Source organism: Streptomyces actuosus, assembly GCF_016921115.1.
GTDB classification, from domain to species: Bacteria; Actinomycetota; Actinomycetes; order Streptomycetales; family Streptomycetaceae; genus Streptomyces; species Streptomyces actuosus_A.
Genome location: NZ_JAFFZS010000027.1, coordinates 48543 through 66694, shown reverse-complemented (window position 1 = coordinate 66694; position 18152 = coordinate 48543). Strand labels below are relative to the sequence as shown.

Here is an 18152-nt window from a genome sequence, read left to right as displayed (position 1 = left end):
CGTCCCGGTGCCCGCTCGCCCCGGACGGTGCGACGTCTTCGGGACCAGGAGGCCGCCCCTTGCGTGAATCCGCAGCCGACCGCACGCGGCCGCAGGGCCCGGCCGGGCGGCCTGAGCCGGTGCGGCGCCGGGCGTCCGAACGGCCCCGGCCGGTGCCCGGGGCGCCCCTGAGCCCGGCACAGGCCGCCGCGCTCCAACCGACGGCCGGCAACGCCGCCGTGACCCGGATGGTCCAGCGGGCACGGAACCGGCGGGACGACGGGAACGTGCACGAGCACGCGCCCGGATGCGGGCACGACGCCGCACCGGTGCAGCGCTCCTCCCTGGTCCACGAGGTGCTGCGCACGCCGGGCAGACCGCTCGACGACGGGGTGCGCACGGAGATGGAGGCCCGGTTCGGCGGCGCCGACTTCTCCGGCGTACGGCTGCACACCGGGCGGCTGGCCCGCAGCTCCGCCGAGGAGGTGGACGCTCGCGCCTTCACGTCCGGACGGCACGTGGTCGTGGGCCCCGGAGGTGGAGACAGGCTCACCCTGGCCCACGAGTTGAGCCACTACCTGCAGCAGCGGCAGGGCCCGGTCGGCGGCACGGCCGACGAGCGCGGCCTGGCCGTCTCCGACCCCGGCGACCGCTGGGAGGTGGCCGCGGAGCAGCAGGCACGGCAGGTGATGCGCGGCCCGGTGCCGGTCCTGCGCGTGGCGGATCCGGGCACCGCGCGGCCGCCGGCGGCGACGGCGCCCTCCGCGCCGAGGGCGGCGCCGGTGCAGCGTGCCTCCGGCGACGAGGAGGACGAGTATCTCGGCGACGACGAGTCCGACATCGCCGAGGCCATGGCGGGCGACGAGACGCTGCGGCAGCTCGTCCAGGACGTACGCGCCTGCACCTGCGACCCCACGCTCCTGCAGGAGGGACGCTCCACACAGCAGGCCGTGGTCAGGTTCCCGCGCGACCAGAGCGGTGAACGGGCCGAGCAGACGCTCCGGCACATCTGCATCCGGCTGTTCAACTGCATCCGCTACCTGCACGACGTGGCCCAGCAGAACGCGCAGGGTGGGACGCCCGCCGTCGACGCCGACGGCGACACCGCCATGGCCGAGTCCTCGTCCGCGGCCGCCCAGCGGGCGACGAGCGCCCCGGGGCCGGCGCCGGGGAAGGGGAAGAAGGCCCGGGGCGGCGCGGCGCCCAAGAAGAAGGGCCCGCCCAGGGAGTCCGAGGTGCAGGGCATGCTGATCAACGGACGGCTGGTGTTCGCCACCAACCGGAACCGCTCCGTGACCCTGCTGATGGAGTACCTCCGGGCCCAGTCCGAGGCCGCCCCGCAGGACGCACCCGCGCCCGACCTGTCCCACCTGATGAACGCGGAACCGCCGGAACGGGCGCTGCGCGCCGGCCGGCCGACCCGGGACGCGGACGACGCCGTCGGCACCAACCGGCGGGCCAGACTGAAGATCCAGCAGGTCTACCAGGGGCAGCGGGCCAGCGAGACCGCGGAGGCGATGCGCCGCAGGGGCCCTGTCGTCCAGATGGAGGCGCAGCCCACGGATCCCGGGCAACTGGCCCGGCTGCAGGAGATGCTCACCTCGGACGACCACAAGGGCGCCGTGATCCTGCTCAAGCACTCCACCGGACCGGGTCAGAACCCGGACGGCACCCGGTCGATGCACGCCGAGCAGAAGCTGATGCTCGCCCTGGAGACGGCCGGGCTCGCGGAGGAGCACCTCGGCGAGCGGATCGTGGTCCGCGGCATGAAGCGCCCCTGCAAGACGTGCTGGGCGATGCTCGAGCACTACCGCCGGCAAGGCTTCCCCCTGAGCTTCAACCAGGACTTCGGCTCGTTCTTCCAGGAGTCGGCCGGCACCATCGTGGAGCACCTGCCCCACGTCGCCCGGCCGCCCGGCGGGCAGGGCGGGGGCAACTGGATGTCCGAGCAGATCGTCACCAAGGCCCAGGACGGCACCCGCATCTCCGCCTTCGCGGGGGAACGCGTCCCCGCCGGGGCGGAGACGGGCTCGCGCGGCGGCCGGCAGACACGGGTCGCGGCCAAGCAGCGCACCAAGGACGGCAAGGTCACGTACAGCCATGCCGACCACGGCACCGGCGGTCATGAGACCCCCTCCGACACCGATGTCGTCGAGGGGAGCGACGGTTCGCTGACCCGTTCGTTCGCCGGCCTGGACCTGAGCGGCGTCAGGGGCGTGGCGAGCGCGGACTCCGAGTCGGAAGCCGTCCGGAACAAGCTGAAGCGCCCCCGGAAGACCCACATCAGGGACGACCCGGAGGCGATCAGGATGCTCGACGACGCCATGGGCGCCGACTTCAAGAAGGCCCTGGAGGAACGCAAGGGCAAGGACGGCGGGAAGGGCAACGCCGCCCTGAACTATCCGCAGGCCCTGCTGGAGGCGATCAGCAGGCTGGTCGACGAGCGCGACATCTCGATGAACAGCATCTCCGGCCACCTCGGCGTCGCCCCCAACCGCCTCACGGAGACCGTGAAGCGCCGCACCGGCAGCCACAAGAAGCCGCGGCGGGACGACAGCGAGGCGTCCTCCTCGGCCGCCGCGCCCAAGAGCGGCAAGGGGGCGACCCGCACCCTCGGCCGCCCGCTGGACGACGCCGGCAGGGACCTGCTGCGCGCCGCCATGTCCTCGCAGTTCCGCACATGGTGGCAGGCCGTCGAGGACGGCGCCGACAACCCGGGCGACACCCCCGCGTTCGGGCCGGCGATGGAGACGGTGCTGCGCACGATGGCCGGTCAGTACAACGCCACGTCCCTCGGCGCCTTCCTGCACATCACCCCGCGCACCATGCGCCGCCGCATGGAGAAGTTCAAGGAGGACGTCTGAGGCCGCGACCGCTTCCGGGCCGGTCACCCACCCGGCCCAGGCCGCGGCGGCCCGGCTCCGTCACCCCTGTGCCCGCACGTCCCGCGTCCACTGCCCGAACTCGCTCTCCAGGACCAGCCGTCCGAGCTTGCGGTACTCCTGGGCCACCGCCGTCACCAACTGCCGCATGGTGAGGGGCACATCGGACTCGGCCGCGAGATACGCGGCGGTCACCGCACAGGCCCGGATGGAGCCGCCCGCCAGTTCGAAGCGGTCCGCGCAGAAGCGGAGGTCCAGGTCCTCACCGCGGGGCAGCCGATCCCCCAGGCACCGCTCCCACAGGGCCAGCCGCCGGCCGGCGTCGGGTACCGGGAACTCCGCCACCACGTCGAGCCGCCGGGTGAACGCCTCGTCCAGGTTGGCCCGGAGATTGGTGGTCAGCACGGCGATCCCGTCGAACGACTCCATGCGCTGCAGCAGGTAGGCCGACTCGATGTTGGCGTGCCGGTCGTGCGCGTCCCTGACCTCCGAACGCTTCCCGAAGACGGCGTCGGCCTCGTCGAAGAGCAGGACCGCGTTGACCGCGGACGCCTCGGTGAAGATCCGCTCCAGGTTCTTCTCGGTCTCCCCGACGTACTTGTCGACGACCGTGGACAGGTCCACCACGTACAGGTCCATGCCGAGGTCCGCCGCGACCACCTCCGCGGACATGGTCTTGCCGGTGCCCGACTCCCCGGCGAACAGGGCGATCACTCCACGGCCCCGTCCGCCGCCAGGCCGCATCCGCCACTGCCCGAGCACCTGCTCGCGGTGGCGGGCGCGCACGGCGAGCTCCCGCAGCGCCCGGTGGGTCGGCGCGGGCAGCACCAGGTCGTCCCAGCCGACAGCCGGTTCCACCCTGCGGGCCAGCCGGGCCAGCCCCGCGCCGTTCTGCGCCCGTACCGCCGACCGCAGGTCGCCGGCGGAGACCGGCCGGCCGGCCAGCGCGGCACCCCGCACGGCAGCGGCGGCGGCCCGGCGCACCTGCGCGCCGTCGAGGCGGTGGGCGGCGACCGCCCGGGCGAGCGTGTCCACCGCACCGTCCGCGGCGCCTGCGGCACCGGTCAGGGCGAGGGCGTGCCGCCAGCGGGCGGTCTGCCGCGCCGGGGCGGGCGGGGCCACCGGGACGACGACCGGGCTGTCGGCCGCCCACGCCGGATCCCAGCCGTCCGCACCGTACGCGAACAGGGGGGTGCCGCGCAGAGCCGTGCTCAACTCCCTGATGCGCCAGGATCGTTCGGAGGCCTGAGGGGAGAGCGCCTCCAGCGGGCCGAGGACGACCCCCGCCCCGCTCAGCCGGGCCTCCAGCGCCGCCACCCGGGCCAGCGCCGGCAGGTCCTCGGAGCGCCGGGCGAGGGCCGCCGGGTCGAGGACCAGCGGGCGCAGACCGGTCGCGCGCACCGCGGCGGCGGCGAGTCCCGGCGCGTCCCCGCCCCGGTCGAGCAGGTGCACCAGGCCCGATCCGGTCCCGGCCGCCGAGGCCGCCCGGCGCACGTCCTCCGCCTCGGCCGTCGGGTCGTCGACGGCCTCGCCGAGCACGCCGGCGAGGCGGGTGTCGGGCTCCGTGCCGCCCAGCAGGTGTGCGGTGACCCGGTCGGGGACCGCCAGCACCCGCGACAGCAGCGGGCGGTCCGGCTCCGCGAGCTCCACCAGACCGCCCGCCCTCAGGGGCGCCGCCGTCGACAGGCGGAACCGTGCGGCCGAGGCCGCCGCGAGCCCGCACAACTCCAGGGCCAGGGCGACCGTGGGCCGACGGCGCGTCAGATCGTCGTTGAGGTAGCCGTAGAGCCGCTCGAACCGGGGATCCAGGTCGGGGGCCACGGCGACCAGGAGGAGATCCGTGTCCAGGGGCGCCAGCCCGAACCGCACGGCGAGCGTGCCGAGCACGGTCTCCGGCGGCGCCGGCTGCGGCCGGTGCCCCGGCACGTCCAGGCCGCCCGGCCCGTCGAGGATCCGCTCCACCTCGCCGGGGGAGAGGTACTGGCCCCGGTAAAGGTCGTCGGGGTCGGGATCGACCGCGCGGCGTGCCGCGACCGCGTGCCGCACCCGGTCCTCGACCAGCCGCAACCGCGCCCACAGGTGATCGGCGGCCACGTCGGCGCGCCCGTCGGTGTACGTCACGGCTGCCTGCCCCCGCGACGGCGGCGGACGGGCGCGGCGGGTCGCGCGCGCCGGCCGGAGAACCCGTCCGGGCCCGGGTCGCCCACCTCCTCGTACCGGAGCCGGTGCCAGGGCACCCCACCGCCGTCCTCCTGCCGGGCGCCGGAGCGCACCACGAGCCCCTCGGTCACCGGCGGCGCGGTGGGCCTGGCCACCGCGGCGAGCGGAGCGCGCACCCGCACACCGAGCGACGCCCTCAGCTCACCGCCGAGCGCCGACCACACGTCGGCGGCGGCCGGCGCGGCGAGTCCGGCCCCGGCGGTGTCGAGGTCCACGGTCAGGCCGAGTGCGGCGAGGGTGCCCGACAGCAGCCGGTCCGGCAGCGCGTCGACGGCCACCAGGCACGCCAGGACCTGCGAGAGCAGCCGGTGCTCGTCCTGCGGGCGGTTCGCCCACGCCGTGATCAGGTACGTCAGCTCGAACCAGCGGGGCGGGCCGCGGCGCGCCACCAGGTGCCCGTCCGGGTCGTGCACCTCGCCGGCGCCGCTGCCGCGCCGGGACACGTCCTCCCGGATGTCGTACAGGAACACGCACACCGTGGGCGCGTTGCGGCGGGCCGCCCAGTCGCGCGTCGGCGCGTCGAAGACGACCTCGACACCGGAGGCCGCGAGCCCGGACTCGTCGAGCAGACCGCGCAGCGCCTCGTCGACCTCGTGGATCACCGGCGGGTCACCTCGTCGGGCGGCTGCACACTGCCGTTCACCACCAGGAAGTCCGTCCGGACCGGGGCGAATCCGGGACCGCGCGCGGTGATGGTGCGTGGCCCGGTCCGGTCCTTGGCGAGGATGAGCAACTGCCCGATGAAGGTGCCGTCCGGCTTCGGCACGGTCGGCGCGGCGGCGGTGGTGATGCCCGGCTTCCAGGTGAACCGCACCGGCACCCCCGGCGGGAAGTCCCTGCCGCGCACGGAGGTGACGAAGCCGGGCCTGCCGATCGGCGGCACCGCGACGATGCGCGGTCGGAGGATCCGCAGCGTGGTCCGGGCCGTGTTGTCACCGGGGTCGGCGTCCGTCCCGGTCGTGGTGAGGACGCCGGTGGCGCGGCCGGTCACCGCGCGGTCGGGAGTGAGCACCACCCGCACGACCGTGTCGGCGCCCGGCGCCAGGTCGGGCAGCGTGCACACCCACGCGGCGTCGCAGTCCGGCGGCGGCGCGTCGTGCGGGATCCCGGCGGGCAGGCCGATGCGCAGCCGCAGACCGGTCGCGAGGGCGTTGCGCCCGTTGCGCACGGTGTACGTCACCACGACCCGGCCGCCGACGTAGCCGGGGTTCGGGCGGGCGGAGACCCGCACCCCGGGTCCGGCCTCGGGTGCCGGGAGCGGTGCGGGTGGCTCCGGGGCCGGCGGGGCGGGCGTCGGGTCGGGTGTCGGTGTGGGGGGCGGCGGAGTAGCCCTGCGCACCGGGACGACGGTGCCCGCGCTGTTGTCGGTGGGCTCGGGGTCGATGACGCTGCCCGTGACCGACCAGCCCACCGTGTGGTCGGCGGGGGTGAGCCCGTCCACCGTCACGGTCACCGGCACGGTCGTGTCCGGGGGCACCACCCCGAGGTCGCACCGGAGCGCGGCCGCGTCGCAGGTGCCGCCCGGCCGGCGGATCCCGGTGACGGTGACGCCGGCCGGCGGGTCGACGGTCAGCCGGGTGCCGGGCGACGCGGCCGGGCCGTGGTTGACGACGTCGACGCGGATGTCGGCGGCCGTCCCCACGGTGATGGCGGGAACCGTGCCCGGTGCGTGCACGGCCAGGTCCACCGACTGCTGCACGCCGGGCTCCTTCTGACGTCCCGGCATCGCCTCGGTGAGCGGGGACAGCCGACCGGTCGCGACGTCCAGCACGTACAGCCGCTCCGGGCAGTTGGCGGCCTGCTCCGGACGGGCGCTGAGGACCAGGCCGTCGCCGTCCGGCGTCCAGGCCGCGTCGCGCGGCTGGTGCGGGCCGGTCGCCGCGGTGTCGGGCAGTTCCCGGTGGCAGGCGTCGGCGGTGTCCCGGGCTGCCGCCGGCAGCAGGACCCGGCAGCGGTCCCCGGAGAGCGAGGTGAGGACGATGCCGTTGCGTTCGTCGATCCGGCCGCCGCCGTTCTTCCGGTTGAAGGCGAGGGAGCGGCCGTCCGGCGAGAACGCCGGGCTGTCGTCGATGACCGCGCAGGCTCCGGGGCAGACGGCCGCGCTCAGGTCGCGCTGCCGGTCGAGGGCGTTCACCGGTGCGGTCCAGACGTGCTTGTCGCCCCCGTGCGAGTCGATCACCTCGGTGCGGGTGAAGGCCAGAGTGGTGCCGTCGGAGGACCAGGTGGGCTGGGCGTCGCCGTCCGCCTGCCGTCCGGCCGGCGGGACGATCTCGTCGACGACCTTGCCGGTGGCGACGTCGGCGATCAGGATCCGGCCGGGCCCGGCCGCGGATCCCACGCCGCCCGGCGAGGACCGCGTGAAGGCGAGGTACTTGCCGTCCGGGGAGAAGGCGGGATCGGTGTCCCAGTCCTTCGGGCCCCGCCCGGCCAGCGGCATCGGCGCCGGACGGGACCCGTCGGCGTCGACCGTCCAGATCCGCTCGACACGTCCGTCGGGGCCGTCCTCGAAACGCGTGACCACGATGCGGCGGCCGTCCGGCGTGTAGCTCTGCCGCTCGGTCCACGGATCGTGTCCGGGCGACGGGTCGAACAGAGGGTCCTTCGCCGGGTCCGTCTCCGTGTCGGCCGCCGGGTCCTCCGTGAGGAGGGTCGGGCCGAGGTCACGCGGGTCGGCGCCGTCCAGCCGGGCGTCCTGCAGGGTCGCCACGTGCGGTCCGGGCGCCGAGGTGCGCTCCACCACGGTGTGGCCCCCGTTCAGCGGGCCGACCCAGGTGGGCGAGCCGACCGCCCGGTCCTCGCTGAGCACCAGCCGCGGGGTGTCCGCGGAATGCGCGGGCACCCGGAACACATGGTCCCAGTCGCCCTCGCAGTCGCAGGTGCGGTTCGGGCTGAGGAACAGCACCCCGTCCCCGTCGGGCAGCCACGCTGCCCCGTGCGTCCGCCACTGCGCCTGCACACCCGCGAGCAGTGGCCGGTCCCCGGCGGCCCCGCCGGTCACCCGGAGCCGTGGGCCCGCCGCCGCGTCGGCTGTGAACGTGTACGCGACGAGGTCGCGGTGCGCCGGGTCGTCCACCGGGTTCCACACGGGCTCCCTCGCCGAGCCGCCGAGTGCACCGGTGAGCCGGGTCGCCGGGCCGCCGGCCAGGGGCCGCACGTAGATCTGCCACCCGGCCGCCGACTCGCCGTTGCCGGCGTACGCCAGCCGCCGCCCGTCCGGGGACACCGTCGGGCTGTCCTCGTCGGACGGCGTGTCGGTCAGCCGGGTCAGCCCCGTGCCGTCGGTGCGGACCAGCCACAGGTCGCGCTGCCGCGCTCCGCCGGGGCCGCCCGGCTCCGCGGAGTCGAACACCACCGCCGATCGGTCCGGGGTCAGCCGGGGATGTCCCGCGTCGCGGCCGTCGGTCAGCTTGCGCACCGACCCGTCGGCGGACCGCAGGTAGACCTGAGGACGCCGGTCGTCGCGGCGGCTCGCGAACACCGTCGTGTCGCCCAGCGCCGACGGCTGCACGTCGAAGTGCGCCGGCCCCGTCCCGAACAGCGGCTCACTGGAGGTGGTGGTGACGACCCGGCCGAGACTGCGGTGGCCGGTACCCGCGTACACGATCCGGGTCGCGGGCGCGGCTGCCGCCTCGGGACCGGCGGCGGCGCCGGGTCCGGAGGCCGCCGTCGCCGCGAGCAGCGGGACCGTCAGGAGCAACGACGCGCCGACTCGCCCCAGCCGGAGCCGTCCGCCGGGGGCAGCGGTGCCGTTCACGGTCCACCTCGCAGTCTCGGAACACCCGGATTCCCCCGAACGGTGCCGCAGGCGGGTGGTGCGGCAGCAGGGCGGCAGGGGCGGCGCCGGGGGAAGCACGTGCTGCGCTTTGGGGCAGCTCCGGGGTACGGGCGGTGCTCAGATCAGCCCGTTGCGCAGCGCGTAGCCCACCGCGTGCGCCCGATTGCGCAACTGCAGTCGGGTGGTGACCTCGTGCAGGACGTTCTTGACGGTCCGTTCGGAGTAGGAGGTCTTCCGGGCGATCTCCGCGGTGTCGAAGCCCTCCGACACCAGGCGCAGCATGTCCGCCTCGCGCGCGGTCAGTGTGGACAGGGTCAGACCGCGCGGGTCGAGTTCCGAACGCTGCAGGCTGCCGACGTGCTTCAGCAGCTTGCCGAGGAGGTCGCCCGGCAGCACCCCCTCGCCCTTGGCGATCGCCAGCAGCAGGTGGAGCAGCCGGTCCTGGTCCGCGTCGGCGCGCCGTAGCACCGCCGCGACCCCGCACTCGATGACCCGTTGCAGTGCCGCGGACTCGAACGCGCCGACCACGAGCCCGGTGCGGGTGCCCGGGTTGCGCTGCAACCGTCGTAACAGGGCGACCACCTCGTCGTCCACGGTGTCGGCGACCACGAGCGACACCCGCGCCCGGTCCGCCCCGTCGTCCGGCACCAGTTCCAGCTCGGGGCGCTGCCGCAGCTGCTGGACGACGCCGATGCGCAGGACCAGGTCCTGGGCGTAGACGGTCACGGTCACCCGCTCCGCCCCCTCGGCGGGGACGGGGCGGACGGTGGGGGCGGGGCCGGTCCCGCGCGGCGTGTCAGCGGTCATGGGCGGGCCTTTCTCGGCGGAGCAGGACATGGTGGTTCCGGTTCCTCTCTGGTGCGGGCACGGAGCCCGTCGGCCGGCGGTGCACGCCGGCGACGCATCGGCCGACCCGTTCGGTGGCGGAGTCGTCGACCGTCGCGGGCACTCCTCCTGCCCGGGTGTTGCCCCCGCATCTCTCGTGGCGGTCCGGTCGCGGGCCTAGCGTCGGGGCGTGACGCCATCTGCAGCCTCTTCCGGGCCCGGGGCGCCCGGTCTCGCCGTTCCCGCCGTGACAGTGACACCCGGCGGCACCGCCTCGACCAGCCTGACCGTCCGCAACGACAGCGACATCGTCGAGGCGTACAGCCTCCACGTCGTCGGCGACTGCGCGGCCTGGACCACCGTGGAGCCCGACCGGGTCTCCCTCTATCCCGGCAGCCACGAGACCGTGACCGTCCGCCTGGCCCCACCGCGCTCCCCGGAGGTCCGGGCGGGCGACGTGCCCCTGGCGATACGGGTTCTGCCGGCCGAGCATCCCGAGTCGGTGCGGGTGCCCGAGACCACGGTGCACGTCGAGGAGTTCCGTGAACTGCGTGCCGAGGTGCTCCCGCGCCGCCGTCGCGGCTGGCTGCGCGGACGCTACCGCGTGGCAGTGCGCAACGAGGGCAACACCTCCGCCCGGATCGCCTGCGCGCCGGAGCAGGCGGGGGAGGAACTGCGGTTCGGGTTCGCCCCCGCCGAGCTGAGCCTGGAGCCCGGCGAATCGGCGGAGACCCGGCTGCGGGTCCGCACCGGCAGACCGGTCTGGTTCGGCAAGCCCATGGTCTGGCCATTCACCGTACGCCCGGGCGACCTCGGGGTGGCGGAGGAGGCCGCGCACGAGGGGGCCGTACAGCCCCGGCTGGAGGCCGAGTTCGTCCAGCTGCCGGTCTTCCCCCGGTGGCTGCCGGTGGTGCTCGCCGCCCTGATCGCCCTGGTGCTGGCCTGGTTCGCGCTGGTCCGCCCGGCGGTGCGCAGCACCGCCCGGGAGGCCGCCGACGCGGCGGTCCGCCCCCGGCCCACCCCGGCCCTGCAGAACGGGCCGTCGCCCGGGGCCGGATCGGTGGGTGCCGCGGGCTCCGGGCAGGCCGGCGGGGGCGCGGACAGGAGCACGAAGGGTCCCTCCGGCGGGGGAGAGGCCGGCAGCGGCACCGGGGGCGCCGGTGGCCAGCAGAGCTCGGCCACCATCGACCTGGAGACGTCCCGGGGGCAGACCGAGACCGGTCTGTACGTGGTCCCGCAGGGCAAGGTCTTCGGCGTGACGGACATCGTCGTCGCCAACTTCCAGGGCGACGAGGGGCTGATGACGATCACCTTCGGCGATCGGAAGATCACCACCATCGCGCTGGAGACGTTCCGCAACCAGGACTACCACTGGGTCACCCCCATCAAGATCCCCGAGAGTGCCGCCGTCACGGTGAAGGTGACCTGTGCGAAGCCGGGTACTCCGGCCACGGGCCGTCAGGCGCAGCAGTGTCATGAGGTGTTGAACGTGAGCGGTGTGGTCAGCGACGTCACACATCCGTGACGTGGCTCTTCGAACATCGTTCGCCTGCTGTGACGCCGGGGGAAGGGGAGATTCCCATTGCGTCCGAAAAACGACAGGGCGCCCGACGCGGTCGGCGGGCGCCCTGACCGTGCGTAACCCCAAGCGTGTGCGGCACCCGTACGGGTGCCGCGGACCGCACCCCGGGACGCGGACGCCGCCGGTGAATGGCGCGTTCTGCCAGGGGCCGAGGAGGGCCCTGCGCTGGTCATCCGCCCCGGGCCGGGACCCGCCCGGCCCGGACCCGATGCCGCCCGGCCGTCCGACCGCTCCCGCGTCGCCGTCCCGCTCGTCCCAGCGGTGCCGCCTTCCCGCTCGGCTCCGCCGGCGAGCTCCTCCCCGTCGGCTCCGTCCACCCCGCAGGCGCGGTCGTCCCCGCCGACGCGGTCGGCCCCACCCGGTCGAGGAGGCGTGGAGTGCCGTCCGCGCGACTGTGCAGGAACGTTTGAGCAAGGGGCCGGCCCGTGGCCGCGCCGGACGCCGGACCGGGCCCGGCCCGCCCGATCGGCGGCCCCCTCCGTACGCCACCGGAACAGCGGACCGGTCTGCCGGTGGTGCTGCGTCTTCTTCCCTACGGGCCGAGCCGAGCCGGCGGCAGTCTGCTGCAAAACACGGCTGGGAGGCTCACAGTGACAACACGCCCGGCCCCTGACGGGGCACCGAACGACGTGGACACGCGCACCGCATCCTTCGCGCAGCGCCGGCTGTGGTTCCTGGACCAACTGGCCGGCTCCTCCACCGGATCGATGCTCCCGTTGGCGCTGCGGCTGCGGGGCCGCCTGGACCCGGCCCGGCTGGAGCGGTCGCTGTCCGCGATCGTGGCCCGGCACGAGGTCCTGCGCACCCGGTTCACGGCCGTCGACGGCGAGCCGGTGCCGGTCGTGGACCCACCGGCACCGGTGGTGCTGGAGCACACCGACGCGACCGGCCCCGCCGACCTGTTCGAACGCTGCCTGGGCCGCCCCGTGGACCTGTCCGCGCAGCATCCGCTGCGGGCGACGCTGGCCCGGGTGGCGCCCGACGAACACGTCCTCCTCGTCGAGGTGCACCACATCGCCGTGGACGGCTGGTCGTGGGGAGTCCTGCTGGACGAACTCGCCGCGGGCTACCGCGGCGAACCCGTCGCCCCGCCCGCCGTGCAGTACGCCGACCTCGCCCGCGCACAGCGCGAACGCCTCTCCGGCGAGCGCCTGGAACGCCTGCTCGCCCACTGGCGGGGCCGGCTCGACCGGCTCGGCCCGCTCGACCTGCCCACCGACCGGCCGCGCCCCCGCGTCTGGGACGGTTCGGGCGACGTCCTCCGCTTCGACCTGCCGGCCGACCTCGTCGCCGCCGTCGACGCCCTGGCCCGATCCCGGCGCGCCACCCGCTACATGGTGCTGCTCTCCGCCTACCAGGCGCTCCTCGCCCACTGGTCCGGCCGCACCGACGTCGCCGTGTGCAGCACGCTCGCCGACCGCGTCCAGCGCGGCGCCGACGCGCTGATCGGTCCGCTCGTCAACACCGTCGTACTGCGCACGGACCTGTCCGGCAGGCCCGGCTTCGCCACCCTGCTCGACCGGGTCCGCGGCCGGGTCCCGGCCGACCTCGCCCACGCCGAAGCCCCCTTCGACCTCGTCGTCGGCGCGCTCGGCGGCTCCCGCCGCGACCTGTCCCGGCATCCGCTCGCCCAGGCGTCGTTCACCCTGCTCAACACCCCGATCCGTGCCATCCGGATGACCGGCCTGGACGTGACCCTCGTCGAGCCGCCGCTCACCGAGACCCCGCTGGACGTCTTCCTGGACCTGACCCTGCGCACGGACGGCAGCATCGCCGCCGTCCTGCAGTACGCCAGCACCCTGTTCGACACCGGCACGATGCGCGCGTTCGCCCGGGCCTACCCGGCACTGCTGCGCGCCGTCCTGGCCGACCCCGACGCACCCGTTCAGGATCTGGCCCGCGCGCTGCCCACCGGACCCGGGGCGCCGACCCGCCCCCGCCCCGAGTGGCACGAGGCGGCCGACCGGCCCCCAGGGCCGACACCCCCGCTCGCCTTCTCCGGGCCGTCCGACGCGACCGCCCTGCGATGCGGCGCGGAGAGCGTCACCTACGGCGAACTCGACGCCCTGACCGGGGGCCTCGCGGCGGCGCTCGGGAAGGCCGGAGTCACCGCGGGCAGCCCCGTGGGCGTCCTGCTGCGCCGCGGCACCTGGTCGGTCGCCGCCATCGAGGGCGTCTGGCGGGCGGGCGGCGCCTACGTTCCGCTCGACCCCGAACTGCCCGCCGAGCGACTGCGGTTCATGGCGAAGGAGGCTCGGCTCGCCTGCGTGGTCACCGACCCGGCGACCTCCGCCGGCGCGATCGGCCTCGCGCCCGCCACGGTCGACGTCACCGCCGTCACCCCGGCCGCGGACGGCCCCCGCCACCGACCCGACCCCCGCGAGCTCGCCCACGTCGTCTTCACGTCCGGGTCCACCGGGCGGCCCAAGGCGGTGGGCGTGGAACACGCGGCGCTCGCCTCCCACGTGGCCGCCGCCCGGCAGCGGCTCGGCATCACTGCCGCCGACCGGGTGCTCGCCTTCGCCTCCTTCTCCTTCGACGCCTCCCTGGACCAGGTGCTGCCCGCTCTCACCACCGGCGCCACCGTCGTCATGCGGCCCGACGAACCCTGGCTGCCCACCCAGGTCCCCGAGATCGTCCGGCGGCACGAACTGACCGTCGTCAACCTGCCGCCCACGTACTGGTCGGAACTGACGCTCTCCCTCGACCGGCGGCAGGCCGCGGCCCTCGCCTCACTGCGGCTGCTGGTCCTGGGCGGCGAGGCCGTACCGCCCGACTCCCTCGCCGCCTGGCGCACCGCGGTGCCCTGGGCGCGGGTGTGCAACGCCTACGGTCCGACCGAGACCACCGTCACCGCCACCACCTACGACGCCGACGAGCCCCCCGCGGGCAGCGTGCCCATCGGCCGGCCCCTGGGCGACCGGCGGGTGTACGTGGTCGGCGCCGACGGCGAACCGGTACCGGTCGGGGTCTGCGGCGAACTCCTCGTCGGCGGCACGGAAGTCGCCCGCGGCTACCTGAACCGGCCGGCCCTGACCGCCGAACGCTTCGTGCCCGACCCCTACGGCCCGCCCGGCGCCCGCCTGTACCGCACCGGCGACCTCGTGCGCTGGCAACCCGGCGGAGACCTGGAGTTCGTGGGCCGCCACGACGACCAGGTGAAGATCCGCGGCTTCCGGATCGAACTCGGCGAGATCGAGACCGTGCTGCGCGCCTGCCCGCTCGTCGCCGCCGCGGCCGCCCGTCCGGACCCCGCCACCGGACGCAGCCTGGTCGGCTACGTCGTACCGGCGGCGGACGCACCGCGTGCGCCGGACCCGGCGGAGCTGCGCGCCTGGTGCGCGCGCCACCTGCCGCACCACGCCGTGCCCTCCGACTTCGTCGTCCTGGACGCCCTGCCCGTCGGCGTCTCCGGCAAACTCGACCGCTCCGCCCTGCCCGACCCGGTCCGCACCCGCTCCGCGGGCCTCACCGACGACGCCGCCCCGCGCGACGAGACGGAGCGGATCGTCGCCGAGGTGTGGGCCGACGTCCTGGGCCTGGACCGGATCGGCATCGACGACGGCTTCTTCGACCTCGGCGGGCACTCGCTGCTCGCCACCATGGCGGTCTCCCGGATCGCGCAGCGGCTGGGTCGCGACATCGAACTGCGCACCGTGTTCGAGAATCCCACCGTCCGCGGCTTCGCGCCCCGGGTCAGCGCCGCGCGCACCCTCGGAGCCACCGAGGTGCTGCCCGTCGACCGCGACCGGCCGCTGCCGCTGTCCTTCGCCCAGGAACGCCTGTGGTTCCTGGACCGTACCTCCGACCGCGGCGACTCCTACCTGCTGTGGTACTGCCGGCGGGTGCGCGGCGGCCTGGACCGCACCGCCTGGCAGCAGGCCCTGGACGACCTGGTGGAGCGGCACGAGGTGCTGCGCACCGCGCTGGTGGAGTCCGACGGCCGCCCCGTGCAGAAGGTGTGCGACCCGATGGCGATCCCGCTCCACTGGGTGCCCGCCCCCGACGCCCCGGACGAGGAGAGCCGCCTGGAGGCGGTCCGCCGGTCCGCCGCCGCCCACGCCACACGCCGCTTCGACCTCGCCCGGCCGCCCCTGCTGCGGGCCGGTGTGTGGGAACTGGCCGACGACGACCACGTCGTCCTCCTCGCCCTGCACCACGCCGTCACCGACGGCTGGTCCAAGGGTGTCCTGCTGGACGAACTCGCCCGGCACTACACGGCGCGCAGGGCCGGCCGGAGCGCGCAGCTGCCCCCGCTGCCCGTGCAGTACGCCGACTACGCCGTCTGGCAGCGCGACCGTGCCGACAGCGGCGCCCTCGAAGCGCAACTGGCCTACTGGGAGGAGACCCTGGACGGGGCGCCCGTGCTGGAGCTGCCCACGGACCGGCCGCGCCCGGCCGTGTTCACCGGCCGGGGCGGTGCCGTCGAGGTCGATCTGCCCGTCCACCTGGTGGAGGCCGTGGACGCCTGCGCCCGCGAACGCGGCGGCAGCCGCTTCATGGTGCTGCTGGCCGCCGCCCAGGCGGTCCTCGCCCGCTGGACGGGACAGCACGACGTGTCCGTGGGCACCCCCGTCGCCGGGCGCGGCCGGCTCGAACTGGAGCCGCTCGTGGGCTTCTTCGTCAACACCGTGGTGCTGCGCACGGACCTGTCCGGGCGTCCGACGTTCGCCGCCCTCGTGGACCGGGTGCGGGAGACCGTCCTGGGCGCCTTCGACCACCAGGAGGTGCCGTTCGAGCGGGTGGTGGAGCGGCTGCGCCCGGAACGCGACCTGTCCCGCAACCCCTTGTTCCAGGTCATGGTGGACGTCCAGGACGCCTCGACGGGCGGCTCCGGCCCGCAGGGTCCGGACACGGCGGACTTCACGCTGCCCTGGGGGACGGCCAAGTTCGACCTCACCGCCACGTACGTGATCCGCCCGGAGCGGTTCGCCCTCAACGTCGAGTACGCCGCCGACCTGTTCGACCCGGCCACCGCCACCCGCTTCGCCCACCACGTCGGCCGGCTGCTGGAGGCCCTCCTCGCCGAACCCGCAACCCCTGTCGACGCGGCCCCCCTGCTCGCGGCCGACGAGCGCGAGCGGCTGCTGGCCACCGCCGGGACGGACGCCGCACCCGCGCCCCGGTTCCGCGTCGCGGGCCGAACGGACGCGCCCGCCGTCGTCTGCGAGAACACCACCCTCGACCACGCGGGCCTGGACGCCCTGACCGGCGGGCTCGCCGCGGCCCTGGCCGACGCGGGCGTGCGCGCGGACGACGCCGTGGGGGTGTGCGTGGGCCGGGGGGTGTGGTCCGTCGCCGCGATGCTCGCGGTGTGGCGGGCGGGCGGCGTGTACGTGCCGCTCGATCCCCGGTTGCCCGAGGAACGGCTGCACCACATGCTGCGGGAGGCCGGAGCACGGCACGTGGTGTGCGACGCGAGCACCCGGGACACCGTGACGGCGCTCCGGGTCGACCCTGTCGACGTCCGCGACGTCCGGCCCGACCCCGACGGCCCCCGCCACGCCCCCGACCCCGGCACCCTCGCCTACGTCGTCTTCACCTCCGGCTCCACCGGCCTGCCCAAGGCGGTCGGTGTCGAGCACCAGGCGCTGGACGCCCATGTGGCCACCGCCCGCGAGAAGTTCGCACTCACCGCGCACGACCGGGTGCTCACCTTCGCCTCGACCTCGTTCGACGCCTCCCTGGAGCAGATCCTCCCGGCGCTGGCCACCGGAGCGACGGTGATCGTCCGCCCGGACGAGATATGGACCCCCGAGCAGCTCGCCGCCCGCGTCGCCGAGGAGGGGGTGACCGTCATGGAACTCACCCCTTCCTACTGGGCGGAACTCGTCGCCCGCCTGGACGCCCTGGCGCCGCACCTCACCTCTCTGCGGCTGCTGGTCACCGGCGGGGAGACGCTGCCCGCCGACCCACTGGAGTACTGGTTCGCCCACCTGCCCTCGGTCCCCGTGATCAACACCTACGGGCCCACCGAGGCCGTGATCTCGGCCACCGCGCACACCGTCGACACCCTCCCGCGCGGCCGGGTGCCCATCGGTCGCGCGCTCGGCAGCCGCCGCACCTACGTCGTCGACGCCCTGGGGGAGCCGGTACCGGACGGCCTTCCCGGCGAGCTCCTCGTCGGCGGCGCCGAACTGGCGCGGGGATACCTGGGGCGGCCCGCGCTGACCGCCGAGCGGTTCGTGCCCGACGGTTTCGGCCGGCCCGGCGGGCGCCTGTACCGCACCGGTGACGTCGTGCGCCGACTTCCCTCGGGCGAACTGGAGTTCCTCGGCCGCAACGACGACCAGGTCAAGATCCGCGGGTTCCGCGTCGAACCCGCCGAGGCCGAGGCGGTGCTGCGCCGCCACCCCGGCGTCACCGGCGCGGCGGTCGTCGTCCGCGCCCTGCACGGCGAAGCCGCCCTGGTCGGATACGCCGCGGGGAGCGGACTGTCGGAGGAGGCCCTGGACACGCACTGCCGGGCGCACCTGCCGCATTACCTGGTCCCGTCGGTGTTCGTCCTGCTCGACGCCCTGCCGCTGACCGTGCAGGGCAAACTGGACACCGCGGCCCTGCCCGAGCCAGCCGCCCGCGCCCCGCACGCGTTCGTGGCACCGCGCACCCCCGCCGAGACGGTCGTCGCGCAGATCTGGTGCGAGGTCCTCGACCTGCCCCGGGCCGGCGTCCACGACGACTTCTTCGCCCTGGGCGGTCACTCGCTGCGCGCGGTGGCGGTCGCCTCCCGCCTGCGCACCGCCTTCGACTGCCCGCTCGCCGTCCGCGACCTCTTCGAGCACCCCACCGTGGAGCGGCTGGCCGCCGAGGTGGAGCGCAGGCTGCTGGAGCTGATCTCCCGGATGAGCGACGACGACATCGACCTGTCGCTCACCGCCGACTTCTGAGG

At 75.3% G+C, this 18152-nt stretch carries 7 protein-coding genes; 3 read left to right on the top strand and 4 right to left on the bottom strand.

Going from position 1 to position 18152, the window contains the following annotated elements; genetic code table 11:
* The first annotated feature begins 59 nt into the window (after positions 1 to 59).
* Positions 60 to 2843 (top strand): eCIS core domain-containing protein, encoded by a 2784-nt coding sequence (locus tag JS756_RS26545; protein ID WP_240204404.1) that lies wholly within the window; start codon positions 60 to 62, stop codon positions 2841 to 2843.
* A gap of 60 nt (positions 2844 to 2903) precedes the next feature.
* On the opposite strand, the gene JS756_RS26540 is transcribed toward JS756_RS26545, so the two are convergent.
* The 4 genes from JS756_RS26540 to JS756_RS26525 all read right to left on the bottom strand — a co-directional run bounded on the left by JS756_RS26540 (position 2904) and on the right by JS756_RS26525 (position 9663).
* Positions 2904 to 4982, bottom strand: coding sequence for an AAA family ATPase (locus JS756_RS26540; protein ID WP_205385734.1), 2079 nt, complete (start codon positions 4980 to 4982; stop codon positions 2904 to 2906).
* Complete coding sequence (locus JS756_RS26535) at positions 4979 to 5683, bottom strand: Pvc16 family protein (protein WP_205385733.1); 705 nt, start codon at positions 5681 to 5683, stop codon at positions 4979 to 4981. The genes JS756_RS26540 and JS756_RS26535 overlap by 4 nt, the downstream gene beginning before the upstream one ends.
* Entirely contained in the window at positions 5680 to 8835 is a 3156-nt protein-coding gene (locus tag JS756_RS26530; protein ID WP_307791089.1) for a hypothetical protein, read from the bottom strand. The genes JS756_RS26535 and JS756_RS26530 overlap by 4 nt, the downstream gene beginning before the upstream one ends.
* A 138-nt stretch (positions 8836 to 8973) precedes the next feature.
* Positions 8974 to 9663: a helix-turn-helix transcriptional regulator gene (locus JS756_RS26525; protein ID WP_307791088.1), complete on the bottom strand. Its 690-nt coding sequence runs from the start codon at positions 9661 to 9663 to the stop codon at positions 8974 to 8976.
* Positions 9664 to 9928: 265 nt separating this feature from the next.
* Here JS756_RS26525 and JS756_RS26520 point away from each other — a divergent pair, with 265 nt between their 5' ends.
* Positions 9929 to 11206, top strand: a complete 1278-nt coding sequence (locus JS756_RS26520; RefSeq protein ID WP_205385730.1) for a COG1470 family protein — start codon at positions 9929 to 9931, stop codon at positions 11204 to 11206.
* Positions 11207 to 11892: 686 nt separating this feature from the next.
* Positions 11893 to 18150, top strand: coding sequence for a non-ribosomal peptide synthetase (locus tag JS756_RS26515; protein ID WP_307791086.1), 6258 nt, complete (start codon positions 11893 to 11895; stop codon positions 18148 to 18150).
* Positions 18151 to 18152: the final 2 nt, after the last annotated feature.

What these genes read in the sequence shown, in the direction of transcription:
- JS756_RS26525 (WP_307791088.1), bottom strand. Translation starts at nt 9,663, where the DNA reads ATGACCGCTGACACGCCGCGCGGGACCGGCCCCGCCCCCACCGTCCGC.